At 71.1% G+C, this 13448-nt stretch carries 14 protein-coding genes; 6 read left to right on the top strand and 8 right to left on the bottom strand.

Translation table 11 applies throughout. The annotated features are described in order from the left end of the window. Positions 1 to 89: 89 nt before the first annotated feature. Positions 90 to 896, bottom strand: coding sequence for a transglutaminase-like domain-containing protein (locus EPO51_RS02045; protein WP_293345440.1), 807 nt, complete (start codon positions 894 to 896; stop codon positions 90 to 92). A gap of 15 nt (positions 897 to 911) precedes the next feature. Beyond that, positions 912 to 1826: a transglutaminase family protein gene (locus tag EPO51_RS02040; RefSeq protein WP_293345438.1), complete on the bottom strand. Its 915-nt coding sequence runs from the start codon at positions 1824 to 1826 to the stop codon at positions 912 to 914. Between EPO51_RS02040 and EPO51_RS02035 the strand changes: the two genes are divergently transcribed. After that, a complete protein-coding gene (locus EPO51_RS02035) occupies positions 1826 to 2626 on the top strand; it encodes an N-formylglutamate amidohydrolase (protein ID WP_293345436.1) in 801 nt (266 codons plus the stop codon). The genes EPO51_RS02040 and EPO51_RS02035 overlap by 1 nt on opposite strands. Here the strand turns inward: EPO51_RS02035 and EPO51_RS02030 are convergent. Next, complete coding sequence (locus tag EPO51_RS02030; protein ID WP_293345434.1) at positions 2607 to 2972, bottom strand: VOC family protein; 366 nt, start codon at positions 2970 to 2972, stop codon at positions 2607 to 2609. The two genes, EPO51_RS02035 and EPO51_RS02030, sit on opposite strands and share 20 nt — an antisense overlap. A 47-nt stretch (positions 2973 to 3019) precedes the next feature. Then, positions 3020 to 4045, bottom strand: a complete 1026-nt coding sequence (locus EPO51_RS02025; RefSeq protein WP_293345432.1) for a hypothetical protein — start codon at positions 4043 to 4045, stop codon at positions 3020 to 3022. 199 nt (positions 4046 to 4244) lie between these two features. Between EPO51_RS02025 and EPO51_RS02020 the strand changes: the two genes are divergently transcribed. The 3 genes from EPO51_RS02020 (at position 4245) to EPO51_RS02010 (ending at position 8748) form a co-directional block, all read left to right on the top strand. Beyond that, on the top strand, positions 4245 to 5498 hold the full coding sequence (locus tag EPO51_RS02020) for an acetyl-CoA C-acetyltransferase (RefSeq protein WP_293345430.1): 1254 nt from the start codon (positions 4245 to 4247) through the stop codon (positions 5496 to 5498). 232 nt (positions 5499 to 5730) lie between these two features. Further along, complete coding sequence (locus EPO51_RS02015) at positions 5731 to 7827, top strand: catalase (RefSeq protein ID WP_293345428.1); 2097 nt, start codon at positions 5731 to 5733, stop codon at positions 7825 to 7827. Positions 7828 to 8046: 219 nt separating this feature from the next. Next, entirely contained in the window at positions 8047 to 8748 is a 702-nt protein-coding gene (locus tag EPO51_RS02010) for a sensor histidine kinase (RefSeq protein ID WP_293345426.1), read from the top strand. A gap of 96 nt (positions 8749 to 8844) precedes the next feature. Here EPO51_RS02010 and EPO51_RS02005 read toward each other — a convergent pair whose 3' ends face one another. Continuing rightward, a complete protein-coding gene (locus EPO51_RS02005) occupies positions 8845 to 9438 on the bottom strand; it encodes a hypothetical protein (RefSeq protein ID WP_293345424.1) in 594 nt (197 codons plus the stop codon). A gap of 81 nt (positions 9439 to 9519) precedes the next feature. Continuing rightward, complete coding sequence (locus EPO51_RS02000; protein WP_293345422.1) at positions 9520 to 10887, bottom strand: S8 family serine peptidase; 1368 nt, start codon at positions 10885 to 10887, stop codon at positions 9520 to 9522. A 111-nt stretch (positions 10888 to 10998) separates the two neighbouring features. Between EPO51_RS02000 and EPO51_RS01995 the strand changes: the two genes are divergently transcribed. Both EPO51_RS01995 and EPO51_RS01990 read left to right on the top strand, forming a co-directional pair. Further along, positions 10999 to 11493, top strand: coding sequence for a sigma-70 family RNA polymerase sigma factor (locus tag EPO51_RS01995; RefSeq protein WP_293345420.1), 495 nt, complete (start codon positions 10999 to 11001; stop codon positions 11491 to 11493). Beyond that, positions 11490 to 12158, top strand: coding sequence for an anti-sigma factor family protein (locus EPO51_RS01990; RefSeq protein ID WP_293345418.1), 669 nt, complete (start codon positions 11490 to 11492; stop codon positions 12156 to 12158). The genes EPO51_RS01995 and EPO51_RS01990 overlap by 4 nt, the downstream gene beginning before the upstream one ends. On the opposite strand, the gene EPO51_RS01985 is transcribed toward EPO51_RS01990, so the two are convergent. Both EPO51_RS01985 and EPO51_RS01980 read right to left on the bottom strand, forming a co-directional pair. Beyond that, on the bottom strand, positions 12155 to 13021 hold the full coding sequence (locus EPO51_RS01985) for an oxygenase MpaB family protein (protein WP_293345416.1): 867 nt from the start codon (positions 13019 to 13021) through the stop codon (positions 12155 to 12157). The genes EPO51_RS01990 and EPO51_RS01985 overlap by 4 nt on opposite strands. Before the next feature lie 4 nt (positions 13022 to 13025). After that, entirely contained in the window at positions 13026 to 13445 is a 420-nt protein-coding gene (locus EPO51_RS01980) for a MerR family transcriptional regulator (protein WP_293345414.1), read from the bottom strand. Between the last annotated feature and the right edge of the window lie 3 nt (positions 13446 to 13448).

Here is a 13448-nt window from a genome sequence, read left to right as displayed (position 1 = left end):
TACATTACGCCAATATTTCGAAAATCGGGTGTCCCCATGGCATGGGTATGCCGTGTGGCTATGGCCCCTAGGGAGCTCCGCCCGAGAGCTCAGCCCGGCAGCTCGTCGGTGACGACCTGGAAGTCGGCGAGAGTGGCGGGGCCGAAATGGGTGGTGATCGCGACGTCCGTGGCGTCGCGGCCGAGGGCCATCATGACCCGGCCGATGCGCGGCTTGTTGTGCCGAGCGTCCATCGTGCGCCAGGCGCCGCCGAGGTAGACCTCCATCCAGGCGCTGAAATCCATGGGCCCATTCGCCGGCACGCCGATGTCGCCGAGGTAACCGGTGCAGTAGCGCGCCGGTATGTTCATGCAGCGGCAGAGCGCGATGGCCAGGTGCGCGTAGTCCCGGCAGACGCCAAGCTGCTCGTCATGCGCCTGGGTGGCGGTGCGGGTCGGGCGGGCGTGCTCGTAGCCGAAGACGATCCGCTGGTGGGCGTACTGCACGATCGCCTGGGCCCGCGGCCAGCCCGGCGCGATGTCGCCGAACAGCTTCCAGGCCAGGTCCCCCAGTTCCTGCGTCTCGACGTAGCGCGACCCCAGCAGATAGACGATCACGTCGTCGGGCAACCGATCGACCGGCGTCTGCTCGGCGTCGGGGAAGACTTCGTCCGGCTGGCCGGTGTCGCGGATCACGAAGTCCGCCGACAGGGTAAGGCGGCCGGCCGGCGCCAGGATCCGGCTGCACAGATTGCCGAACTGGTCCCGGTACTGGCTGAGGTGGATCGGAGGGTTGCTGCGGATGACGTCCGGCGTTTCGAGATCGGCCAGTCGCTCGGGCCTGACGTTGAGCATCAGCAGCATCGGCGTCGGCGCGGGGCATTCGTAGGTGATCTCGTAACCGCACCGGATGCGCATTCGTTCTCCCGAGGACTATCGCCCGTGCGCAACCCTCAACTCGGCGGCAGGTTGCGCCGCCTCGCAAACCTTGACGTCGACATCCACGTCCATGCCGAGGAAATCGGACCTCAGGCCCGACCATGCGCCGTGCAGAGGCACGGCCGCGCGCGGATTGACCACCTCCGCCACTCGGACCAGGTCGTGGCCGCCCACGATGCCGTTCGTCGGGTCGAAGTCCGTCCAACCGCAGCCGGGGACGTAGACCCGGACCCAGGCGTGGGTGTGGCCGCCGCCCGTCCGCCCCGCCTTCTGCGATCCGCTATAGACGTAGCCGGAGGTGAAACGCGCCGCGAGGCCGAGGCTGCGGGTCGCCTCGGCCATGAGAACCGCGAAGTCGCGGCAGCTCCCGGCGCGGCGCGCCAGGGTTTCGGCCGGAGTCTGGGGGGCGCCTTCCAGGCGTGTGGCGTAGGTGAACTCACCGCGCAGGCCGTGGGTCATGTCCGACAGCAGGGTCGACAGGCGGGTCCGCCCGACCGGCCGCACGAATCGGCGGGCCCAGGCCTCGACCTCGCCGGCGTCGGCATGCTGGCGGACCATGGCCCGGGCCAGGTCGGCGGCCTCCTCGGGATCGTAGGCGAAGGCCGACACCCCGATGGTCGCCGCCTCGCCTTCAAGCTCGAAGGCCGTCTCGGGCGCGTGGTCCAGGGTCACCTGGCTTTCGAAGCTGAGGCGATCGGCGCGAGCGTCGAACCGGGCGACCGCCACCGTGGCGCCGCTGGCCTCCTGGACGTGGCGCAGCATCGCCGGTTCCGGCCCGACCTGCAGGGAGGCCTCGACGATCCGCTGGTCGAAGCTTTCCAGCGGCCGATACATCACCCGGTGCTCGCCGAACCCCACCGGGTTGCGGTAGCGATAGGTGGTCCGATGACGGATGGAGACCAACGGCATTGCAGTATAGCTCCGTCGATTCCGAAGCGCGGTCCACGCGGCTCCTCGACGTGTCGGATGGTGAAGCTGCCGTTGTTACCAATTCGGGCGCCAGATCGCCCTTTCTGCTGCTGGGCGACCATGCCGGCCGCGGCATCCCGACGCGGCTCGCCGACCTGGGACTATCGGAGGCGGACCTGGGCCGTCACATCGCCTGGGACATTGGCGTCGCCGGACTGGGCGAACGGCTGAGCGCCATGCTGGACGCCACCTTCATCGGCCAGCGCTATTCGCGCCTGGTGATCGACTGCAACCGCGACCCCGCGCGGGCGGACTCGATCCCCGCCGAAAGCGACGCCACGACGATCGCCGCCAACCGCGATCTCTCCGCCGCGGACCGCGCCGCACGGGTGTCCGAGGTGTTCGCGCCCTATCACGCCCGCATCGCCCGGGAGCTCGACGCCCGGGCGGCCCGCGGCCTGCCGACCGTCGTGGTCGCCCTGCACTCCTTCACCCCGGTGTTGCGGGCGTTCCAGCGGCCCTGGCGCTTCGGCGTGCTGCACCTGGGGGACAGCGCCTTTTCCGCGGCGGTCCTGGCGGCCCTGCGCGCCGGCGAGGACGCCGCGGCGGTCGGCGACAACGAGCCCTACCGCATGGACGAGGTGGACTTCACCGTGCCCCACCACGCCATCGGGCGCGGCCTGGACTACGTCGAGCTGGAGGTTCGCCAGGACCTGCTGGCCGACGCCGCCGGACAACAGGCCGTGGCCGAGCGCCTGGCCCGCATCCTGCCGGACGCGCTCAGGAACTGCCCAGCATGACGAGATTGCCCTCGCTGTCGCGGAACAGGGCGTAGCGCTCGCCCGGCCGCCAGGGCGCCGCCGTCGGCGCCTGGGTGAACGTCACGCCCCGGCCCTTCAACTCGGCGAAGCTCTCGTCGACGTCGTCGCAGATCAGGATCAGGTCCGGCTGTTCCGATGGCGTCTCGTCCGGCCGGCGCACGAACACGATCTTCGTGCGGGCGCCCGGCAACTCGAGCTCGATCCAGCGAAGGTCGCCATCCGGCTCGTCGGCGGCGACCGCGAGGCCCAGCCGGTCGCGCCAGAAGGCCAGCGCCCGAGCCTGATCGGTCACCGGCAGGTTGGCGAACTTCACGTGGCGCAGCATGGGGCGATGCTAGACCTCCCGCCCCCGCCGGCCTAGGTCCCGCCAGCCTAGGTCCCGCCGGACTGGGCCTTGCCGCCCGGAGCGGCGACGATCTTCTTGATCAGCGCCTCGGTGACGTTCGGCTCCAGCCCCTCGGTATGGCCCTTGTCCATCCGCACAACGTCGGCGACCACGCGGCCGTCCCGGCACTTCGGATAGTCGTAGACCTCGGCGGTCCCGGGCCGGGCCTTCATGCCCCAGACCTTATAGCCGGCGCGGGCGTAGTCCCAGACATGGCCGGGCTTGGCGTCGACGATGTCCTTCGCGCGGATGCGCGGACCGCAGCGGTACTTGTCGGCCCAGGTCGAGGTGGCCGGCAGGCTTTCGATCTCCCACTGGCCCACCTCGAAGATATGGGAGAAATCGCAGGCGGGCGGCGTGTCGGCGCTCAGCGGGGTCGCGCCGGCCGGACGCGGATCCGGCGGCGAACCGTCGGGCTTCGGCGGGCCGAACTGCTTCACGAACGGCGCCTGGCCGATGCGGCCGCCGGACAGGCTGAGCCAGCCGTCCACCTTGCCCCTGAAATAGTCGCTGCAGACGATCCGGCGCGAGGTGAACCCGCCCTGGCTATGACCGGCCAGCCACATCGACCGGATGTTGGCCTTGCCGAACGCGTCGAAGACGAAGTCGCTGATGTTCTGCAGATAGGCGTCGTCCGCCGTCCCGTCCCAGCGGCGCACCGGCGAGGTGGTCGCCGCCGTCGGCGTCGCCACCACCAGCCGGTACTTCTGCACGTAGTCCGAGGCCGGGAAGTAGTGGCGCTGCCAGTTCCCCACCGAACCCGCGCCGTGCAGGTTCAGGATGAAGGTCACCTTCTCACCGGGCTTCAGGTCGCACGGATAGTCCAGGAAGAACTTCCGGCCCGTCTTCGCGTCGGTGGCGTTGCCCAGGTCGGCCAGCGCCGCAATACAGGCTTCACCGTCGCAGCGCACCGGCTGTGGCGTGGCGCAGGCCACCCCGCCCACCTCACGGGCCAGCGCCGGCCCGGCGATCAGCGCCCCGAAGGCCGCCAGCGCGAACAGCTTTGTCTTCATGATCGTCTCCCCTTGGCGGCGTCTCCGCGCCCCGCCTTCCCATCAGCCTGCAGGCCGAACCTTGCAGGCCTATTTCATACCCTGATTTCGAAATCCGGGGAGTCGTGCGGCTACGCGCGTCGCGCGCGATTGCCCCTAGACTGACCTTACGGACGGGGAAGAACCTGCGGACAACGAACGAAGCTCGCGAGGAAAGACCATGCCCGAAGCCCTGATCATCGACTCCGCCCGCACCCCCCGGGGCATCGGCAAGGTCGGCAAGGGCGCGCTCGCCGACGAGCATCCGCAGCACCTGGCCGCCACGGTCCTGGCTGCGCTCGCCAAGCGCAACGACCTCAACACCGCCGACGTCGACGACATCATCTGGGGCACGTCCTCCCAGCGCGGCAAGCAGGGCAACGACATGGGCCGCATGGCCGCCCTCGACGCCGGCTACGACACCAAGGCCAGCGGCGTCACCCTCGACCGCTTCTGCGGCTCCGGCATCACCGCCGTGAACCTCGCCGCGGCGCAGATCATGTCCGGGATGGAAGACCTGGTCATCGCGGGCGGCTGCGAGATGATGTCCTACACCGCCGCCAGCGCGCCGCAGCACGCGGCGTTCTTCGAGGGCCCGGCCCTGATGGACGCCGGCAACGCCCACCTGCGCAAGCTGCACCCCCAGTCGCACCAGGGCATCTGCGCCGACGCCATCGCGACGATGGAGGGCATCAGCCGCGAGGCGCTGGACGATCTGGCCCTGCTCAGCCAGCAGCGCGCCGACCACGCCATCCGGAACGGCCACTTCGACCGCGCCCTGGTGCCGGTCTACCACGAGGACGGTTCGCTGGCCCTCGACCGCGAGGAGTTCCCGCGCCCGCAGACGACGCGTGAGGGCCTGGCCAGCCTGAAGCCCTCGTTCGAGGCGATGGCGAACGTACCGCTCGACGCCAGCGGCATGACCTTCGCGGGCCTGATCAACCAGGTCTATCCGGACCTCAAGATCCAGCATTTCCACCACGCCGGGAACTCCTCGGGCGTGGTCGACGGCTCGGGCGCCGTGCTGCTGGCCTCGCCGGAGTACGCCGCCAAGCACGGCCTGAAGGCCCGCGCCCGCGTGGTCGCCATGGCCAATGTGGGCGACAGCCCGACCCTGATGCTCAACGCCCCCGTCCCGGCGGCGCTGAAGGTGCTCAAGAAGGCCGGCCTCACCGTCGACGACATCGACCTGTGGGAGATCAACGAGGCCTTCGCCGTCGTCGCCGAGAAGTTCATCCGCGACCTCAAGCTGGACCGCGAGAAGGTCAATGTGAACGGCGGCGCCATGGCGCTCGGTCACCCGATCGGCGCCACCGGCGCGATCCTGATCGGCACCATCATCGACGAGCTGGAGCGCCGCGACCTCAAGCGCGGCCTGGTCACCATGTGCGCCGCTGGCGGCATGGCGCCGGCGATCATCGTCGAGCGGGTCTAGCCTCTCCTCCCGGCGCGGGTTCGCCCCGCCGGGGCCGACGAGACGGCGGAGGCGCCCGTCCTGCGGGCCCTCCCCGGCCAGCCCCCGAGACCTCGATCGACCGCGAGACGGGGCATGGCCGGCGTCTGACGGAGCCCACGAAAATCTGAGGCCCGGGCCTGCGACGATCCCGCGGGTGGGGCGTTAGCGATGCCAGCGATCATCGCCACGCCAACTTCAGGGACCTTTCGCCATGCCCACGTCCAAGGGCGCGCCTCCGCGCGCCAACGCCTCGACCGCCGGCTCCGGCGGCGAGACGCACCAGACGGCCTCCACGCCGGACGCCCGACTGACCACAAACCACGGCGTTCCCCTCAGCGACAACCAGAACTCCCTGAAGGCCGGGGCGCGGGGCCCGTCGCTGCTCGAGGACTTCATTCTCCGCGAGAAGATCCAGCATTTCGACCATGAGCGGATCCCCGAGCGGATCGTCCACGCCCGTGGCTCGGCCGCGCATGGCTTCTTCGAGCTGACCAAATCGCTGTCGAAATACACCCGCGCCAGGATCCTCACCGAGGTGGGCGAGCGGACCGAGGTGTTCGTGCGCTTCTCGACGGTGGCCGGCGGCGCGGGCTCCGTGGACACGCCGCGCGACGTGCGCGGCTTCGCCACCAAGTTCTACACCAAGGAAGGCAACTGGGACCTGGTCGGCAACAACATCCCGGTCTTCTTCATCCAGGACGCCATCAAGTTCCCGGACCTGATCCATGCCGTGAAGATGGAGGCCGACCGCGGCTATCCGCAGGCCGCCAGCGCCCACGACACGTTCTGGGACTTCATCGGCCTCATGCCCGAGAGCACCCACATGATCATGTGGGCCATGTCGGACCGGACCATCCCGCGATCGCTGCGGATGATGGAGGGCTTCGGGGTCAACACCTTCCGGCTGCTGAACGACAAGGACGAGCCGACCTTCGTCAAGTTCCACTGGCGGCCGAAGCTGGGCACGCAGTCCACCTGCTGGGACGAGGCGGTGAAGATCGCAGGCGCCGATCCGGACTATCACCGCCGCGACCTGTTCGAGGCCATCGACATGGGCGCCTTCCCCGAGTGGGAGTTCGGCGTGCAGCTGCTGAGCCAGGCCGAGGCCGACGCCCTGCCCTTCGACATCCTGGACGCCACCAAGGTGATCCCGGAGGAGCTGGTCCCGATCCAGTTCATCGGTCGCATGGTCCTAGACCGGAACCCGGACAACTTCTTCGCCGAGACCGAGCAGGCCGCGTTCCTGCCGACCAACATCCCGCCGGGCATCGACGTCTCCGAGGACCCGCTGCTGCAGGGGCGGCTCTTCTCGTACCAGGACACCCAGCTTTCGCGGCTGGGCACGGTCAACTTCCACCAGATCCCCATCAACCAGCCGAAGGGCTGCCCCTTCCAGAACCTGCAGCGCGACGGCCACATGCAGACCCAGGTGTTCAAGGGCCGCGCCAACTACGAGCCCAACAGCCTGGCCGAAGCCGGCGAGATCGGCGGCCCGCGCGAGGACCCCAAGGGCGGCTTCCGCAGCACCGCCTTCCCGGTCGAGGGGACCAAGGTGCGGCTGCGCGCGGAGACCTTCGCCGACCACTACAGCCACGCGCGGCTGTTCTACCGCTCCCAGACCGAGATCGAGCAGGCCCACCTGGCCAGCGCCCTGGTCTTCGAGCTGTCGAAGTGCAGCTTTGCGCATGTGCGCAGCCGTATCCTGGCCAACCTGCAGAACGTCGACGCCGAGCTCGCGGCCCGCGTGGCCGCCGGGCTGAACATGCCGCTGCCGAAGGCCAGCGCCGCCGCGGCCCCGCCCCAGGACATGGCCCCCTCGCCCGCGCTGCGTATCGTCGGCAAGTATCCCGAGACCCTGCAGGGCCGGGCGGTCGGCATCCTCGTGACGGACGGCGCCGACGGCGCGATGGTCGAGGCTGTCCGCGCCGCTGCCACGGGCGCGGGCGCGAGCGTAAAGATCATCGCCCCCAAGGTCGGCGGCGTGACGCTGAAGGGCGGCAAGGCCCTGACGCCCGATGGCCAGCTCGCCGGAACGCCGTCGGTGCTGTTCGACGCCGTGGCGCTGGTGTTGTCCGAAGAAGGCTGCGCCGAGCTGCTGGGCGAGAGCGCCGCGATCGACTTCGTGTCGAACGCCTTCGTCCACCTCAAGGCCATTGGCCATACGCCGCAAGCCCAGCCGTTGCTCGACAAGGCCAACGTCCAGGCTGACGCGGGGATTGTCGATCTGTCCGGCGGTGCGGACGGGTTCCTGGCCCCTGCGGCCAGCCGCCAGTGGGACCGGGAGCCGAAGGTGCGAATGCTGGCTTAGCGCCTAGTTTTCAAGCGGAATCCGTCGCTCAATATTTAACAAGAAGTTAACGCGGCAGCCCTTTACCGATGAAAGTGAAGTGGCTGCCGTTGTTTTGCCTAATTTAGTCTTCAACCATAGGAACCGACAACCGCAACCGGATGTTGAACAGCTACGCGGCGCAAAAAGCGACGTCCCGCACTGGAACAAGCTCTACCGTAGACTTTTGGGACTAAGCCCATGTTCGCTAGCGCCGCGACCCACGACAACGGACTGGCCCGAGAACTCTCCAGCGCCCGCGCCCAACTGGCCAGCCAGGAACGGCAGATCCAGGAACTCAACCACCGCATCGCCAACAGCCTGCAGCTGGCGGCCGACATGCTGGTCTTCGAGCAGTTGCGCTCACGCGACCCGCTGGCCTCGGCCGCGCTGGAGGCCAGCCGGGCCCGGCTCGTGGCGGTGGGCGAGCTTCACCGCTACCTCTACGACCACGCCGGCCGCGCGACGGTGGAGCTCAGCCCCTTCCTGGCCGGCCTCTGCCAGGCGATCGCCGCCACCACCGGGCTCAACTGTTCCATCCAGGCCGACCTGACCAGCGTGCCCGGCGACATGGCCCAGCAGCTCGCCATCGCCATCAACGAGTTCGCGATCAACGCCGCCAAGCACGCCTATGACGGCAAGCCGGGCGGCCGGCTGGTGGTCACCTGCCGCCGGGACGGCCGCGAGCTGGTGCTGACCGTCGCCGACCAGGGCAAGGGCCTGACCGACGGCCTGGGCCGCAAGGGCGGACTCGGCATGTCGATCGTCGCCGCCATCGTCCGCGACCTGAAGGGCGTGCTCACCGTCCAGGGCGACGCTGGCGCCGCCTTCACCATCCGCGCGCCGCTCCGCGCCCAGCCGCCGGTCATCGACCGCTCGTTCCAGGCCTGGGCCTGCGAATAGGGCCGCCGGATTGCTCCGGCGGCCCCTTCGCGCTGGACGGATCCGGCGCCCTTTCGGGCCTCTCCAGCGGCCGGACGGTGATCCCAGCGCCGCGGGCTAGCGCGGAGGAGGAACCGACGCCGAGCCCGAAGTCTGTCCGTTGACGTTCGCGCCGAGCGAGAGGCCGATCGGGCCACTCGTCCCCGCATTGCCCGCGCCCGCGCCGCTGACGGCCGCGCCGCCGGAACCGGCCGACGCCGAACCCGAGCCGGAGCCGGAACCGGTGACCGAAGGCGCGCTGGGCAGTCCGCCCGCCGCCTGACCGGCAAGCGCTCCGCCGGCCTGACCCGCGGCGCTCGCCGCGCCGATCGCCTGGCCGGCCGCGCCCGAAGCGGTGTCCCGCGCCTGGTCGGCGGCCGATTGCGCGGTCTGGACGCCCGTGCGCGCGGTGTTGCGAGCCCTTTGCTTGACGCGCCCGGCGGTATCGCCGGCCCGCGAGGTCAGGTCGCTCGGGTCGATCCCGAGCCGTCCGGCGCCATTGGCCCGGGCGGAGCCGGTCAGGCCACCGGTGATGCCGCCCAGGCCGCCAGCGCCCGTCAGGCCCCCGGAACCGGTGAGGCCGCCCCCGAGACCGCCGCCCAGCAGCTGGGCGTTCGTTGCGCCAGCCATCGCGGTCACGGCGGCGGCGAGCAGGAGGGTCTTGGTATTCATCGTCGATCTCCTCTGGAAAACGGGCTTCCGGAAGGTCCAACGAGGCGCCCCTCCGGTTTCATCCCGGCCGAGGCGAAAAAATCAGCGGGGCCGCGATCCGGGTCCCTGCGCCGCCAGGGCGGAGGGGCGCACGGCAAGGTCCGCCGCCACGAGGCCGCGGCCATAGACCGGGTCGCGCCCGGGCGCGCCCAGGTCGGCCGCCTCGCGCCCCAGGGCTTCGATCGCCCGCGCCGCGCCGACCGGATCAGGGGCCGGCGACAGCTCCGCCAGCCGCGCGGCGGCCAAGGGCGCGGCGAAGGACGTGCCACGCACGCCCGTGAACCCGCCGCTGGCGCTCGCCGCCACCATGTCCGCGCCTGGAGCAGCGAAGGCGACGTGAGCGCCCCGGCCGGCCTCGGGCAGCACGCGGCGGCGCGCATCGACGCCCGTCACCGCCACCACGCCGGGATAGGCCGCCGGATAGAGCGGCGCGGCGCCCGGGCCGTCATTGCCCACCGCCGCGACCAGGATATAGCCCCGGGCCACGAGGGCCTCGACCGCCGCCTCAAGCACGGCGTTGCGGGGGCCTACCAGGCTGACGTTAATCACCGGCGTCCGCACCCGGGCCAGCCAGCCCAGGCCGCGGGCCAGCGCCATGGCCGAGCCGCCGGCCGCTGTCGGACCGTAGACGTCGGCGATATAGAGCGCCGCGCCGGGCGCCGCCCCCTGGAACCCCGCTGTAGAGCCCGCCAGCAACGAGGCCACGGCCGTGGCGTGCGCGGTCACCTTCGCGCCGCCGGGGGCGAAGGCCTGCTGGGTGATCTGCAGTCCTGCCAGCGCGGGCTCGCGCGTCGCCGCGGAGCCGTCCACGAGGCCGATGCGCAGGCCCCGGCCGGAACGGCCGCCGGCCGCCGGCTCCGGTGTCGCCGCGCCGCCGCCCCCGCCGCTCTCGAAATAGATGTGGTTCAGGTCGTAACGGCCGGCCGGGTCCAGGGCCCGCAACCGTCGCAGGGCTTCGCGCGCCGACATCCCGCGCGGCGGGGCCAGGACGACCGTGGCCAGTCCCAGGCTCTCGATGGCCTCCTGCGTCTGCAGCTGGAACCCCGCCGCCCGGGCCCGCGCCAGCGCCGCGGCCGTGACGCCCAGGCCCGCAACCTCGCCGCGCACCACCGGCTGGCCCAGGTCGTCGGGCTCCACGGCGTCGGGGCTGCGCCGCAGCAGGTTCCGCGCCTGCCGCCGATAGGGTTCGACCCTGTCCGACACCGCGCCGAGCACCCGGCTCGCGTCCGCTGGACTCCGGACCGCCCGCGTCCTCACGTCCTCGACCGTGGTCTCCAGTCCCCTCAGGGGCAGCCCAACCGGCAGGCCGCCCACGCTCGGCAAGCCGCCGCCGACGAGCTGCGCCGCCGCCGGCTGCGCGGCCAGCAGGCCGGCCAGCAAGGTCAACAGCGCGACCGGCCGTCTTCGCATGGGTCCTCCAGCGCCGATGGGCGTTTGATGCTCGAGCTTCGGCTTTTCTATGACGCTCAACGGATGAAACGCCCCGTGCGGTTCGTTTCATCCTCGAAGAAGGTCTGATCCTTGAACCGCCTCGAGCGCGAGATCGTCGATCTGCTGCCGCGACTGCGCCGCCTCGCGCGAGTGCTGGCGCGCGACGTGGCGGACGCCGACGACCTCGTCCAACTGACTGTGGAGCGGGCGCTGGTCCACCGCGGGCAGTGGCGGCCGGGGACGCAACTGCATAGCTGGATGTTTCGCATCATGAAGAACGCCTGGATCGACGAGAGCCGCGCCCGCACCCGCCGCGCCGCCGTCCTGTCGCCTGAGGAGGACGCCCTCCACGTCGGCTCGGACGGCGCCGGCGCCATGGAGGCGCGCCTGGAAGTCCGCGCGGTGGAGGACGCCATGGCCCGCCTGCCGGATGAGCAGCGCGTGGCGGTGGCGCTCGTGCTGGTCGAGGGGCTTTCCTACAAGGAGGCCGCCGAGGTGCTGGAGGTGCCGCAGGGAACCCTGACCAGCCGGCTGGGGCGCGGTCGCGCCGCGCTTCTCGCCGAATTGCAGGCGACGCCGTCATGACCGACCGCCTCGACCGTGTGATGGCCTATGTGGACGGCGAGCTGGACGACGGCGCGCGGCGCGCGTTCGAGGCCGAAATGACCGCCGATCCCACCCTGGCCGCCGAGGTGGCGGCGCACCGGGAGCTCGCCGAGCGCCTGTCCGAGGCTTACGGCCCCGTGGTGCGCGAAGCCGTCCCGCTGCGCCTGGACCTGGCCGCCCGGACGGCGAACGACCAGGCGCGCCCTCGTATCGGAACCTGGGCGGCCGTGGCCGCCTCCCTCGTGGTCGGGGTGGTGGCCGGCCGGTTCGCCCTGGCGCCGGAGCCTGCGATCGCCGTGGGGATCGAGCTCCCCGCGCGGACGGAACTCGCTCGGGCGCTGGACCGGCAGCTCGCCGCCGAGCCCGGCGTCGTCCGGATCGGGATCACCTTCCGCGACGCGCAGGGCCGCTATTGCCGGACCTTCCAGAGCGCCGCCGACCGGCTGGCCGGCCTCGCCTGCCGCGGCGACGGCCGCTGGCGGGTCACCACGGCCACCGCATGGACCCCAGCCGCCGGGCCCGACTACCGCACGGCCGCGAGCGGCACGCCTCCCGAGGTGCTGGCCGCAGTCGACCGCGCGCTCGAGGGCGAGACGTTGGACGCCTCCCAGGAGAAGGCGGCCCGCGACGCCGGTTGGCGCTAAACCGGCAACGGCCGGCGCATCCTGGCGTGGGCGTCGCGCACCACGTCGCTGGGCGCGCGGCCTGCCGTCCGGGCCAGGGTCCGCAGGACGGTCTTCGCCACGGCCAGGCGCAATGGCCGTGTCCGCAGGCCGAGCCGGCGCTGGATGTCGGCCGGCAGCAGGTCGATGGCGGCCTGAACGACCAGCGGCTGCAAGGCCCGGCCGGCCAGGCCCAGCGGGGAGGTCGTCGAAACGATATCCAGGAACTCGCCGACGATCGGGTGCGGGACCAGCTTCGGCCGCATCCGGTCGAACCAAGCCTCGACGCCCGCGGCGCTGTCGGGAGGCTCGGGAACCCCGAACAGCCGGCCCAGTCGCCCGCCCTCGGCGAAATAGCGGTCCCGATCGGCCAGGCCCAGAGGCGCCACGTAGCGGTCGTAGGCCGTGAGGAAGCCCCAGCTCGCGGTGACATGCACCCAGGTCATCAGCTCGGGGTCGAGGGCGGTATAGGCCTGGCCCTCGGGCGTCCTGCCGCCCACCCGCTCATGCATCCGCGTGACCATCGCCACCCGCGCCTCGGCCGCCCTGGTCGGACCGTAGGTGGTGATCAGCGTCGCCTCGCCGGTGCGCTGCATGCGCGCCAGCGGATCGGTCCGGAAGGTGGAATGGTCCCAGACGCCGGAGCGCACCCGCGGCTCCGCCAGCTCCAGGATCACCGCGGCGACCCCGCCGATGGCCAGCGCGACCGGGTTGGCGTGAACCCGCCAGGCCATGGAATCCGGCCCGAACAGGCCCGGATCGCCGGCCGGCTGGCGATAGTCGACCTTGCCGCCGCCGAGGACGTTCAGCCGCGGGCGCGGCGCGAAGTCCTCAAGGGCGCTCACCTGTTCAGGAGTCCAGTCCGGTCGCGATGCTCGGGTACTTGACCTTCAGGTGCTCGGCCGCCTTTTTCAGCTCGTCGATGGCCTCGTCGACGTGGCGGCGCTGTTCCTGCAGCTGTTCGACCCGCCGGTGATGGATGCGCAGGGCCTCGGCGTCCTGAGCCGCAGTCCCCTCCTCGTCGTAGGTGTCCAGGATGTCGCGGATCTCCGCGATCGACAGGCCCACCCGGCGGCCGCGCAGGATGAGCTGCAGGCGCGCGCGGTCCTTGTAGGAATAGACGCGGGACGTGTCGCGCCGACCCGGCGAGAGCAGGCCCTGTTCCTCGTAGAAGCGCAGCGCGCGCGGCGTGGCCCCGAATTCCCGGCAGAGCTGGGTGATCGAATAGGTCCGATAGGGCGGACGGCGCAGGTTCAGGAACGTCGACATCGG

Source organism: Phenylobacterium sp., assembly GCF_004297125.1.
In the GTDB taxonomy this organism is placed as follows: Bacteria; Pseudomonadota; Alphaproteobacteria; order Caulobacterales; family Caulobacteraceae; genus Phenylobacterium.
The sequence above is the reverse complement of the archived record's forward strand: the minus strand, read 5'-3'. Positions and strand labels throughout refer to the sequence as shown.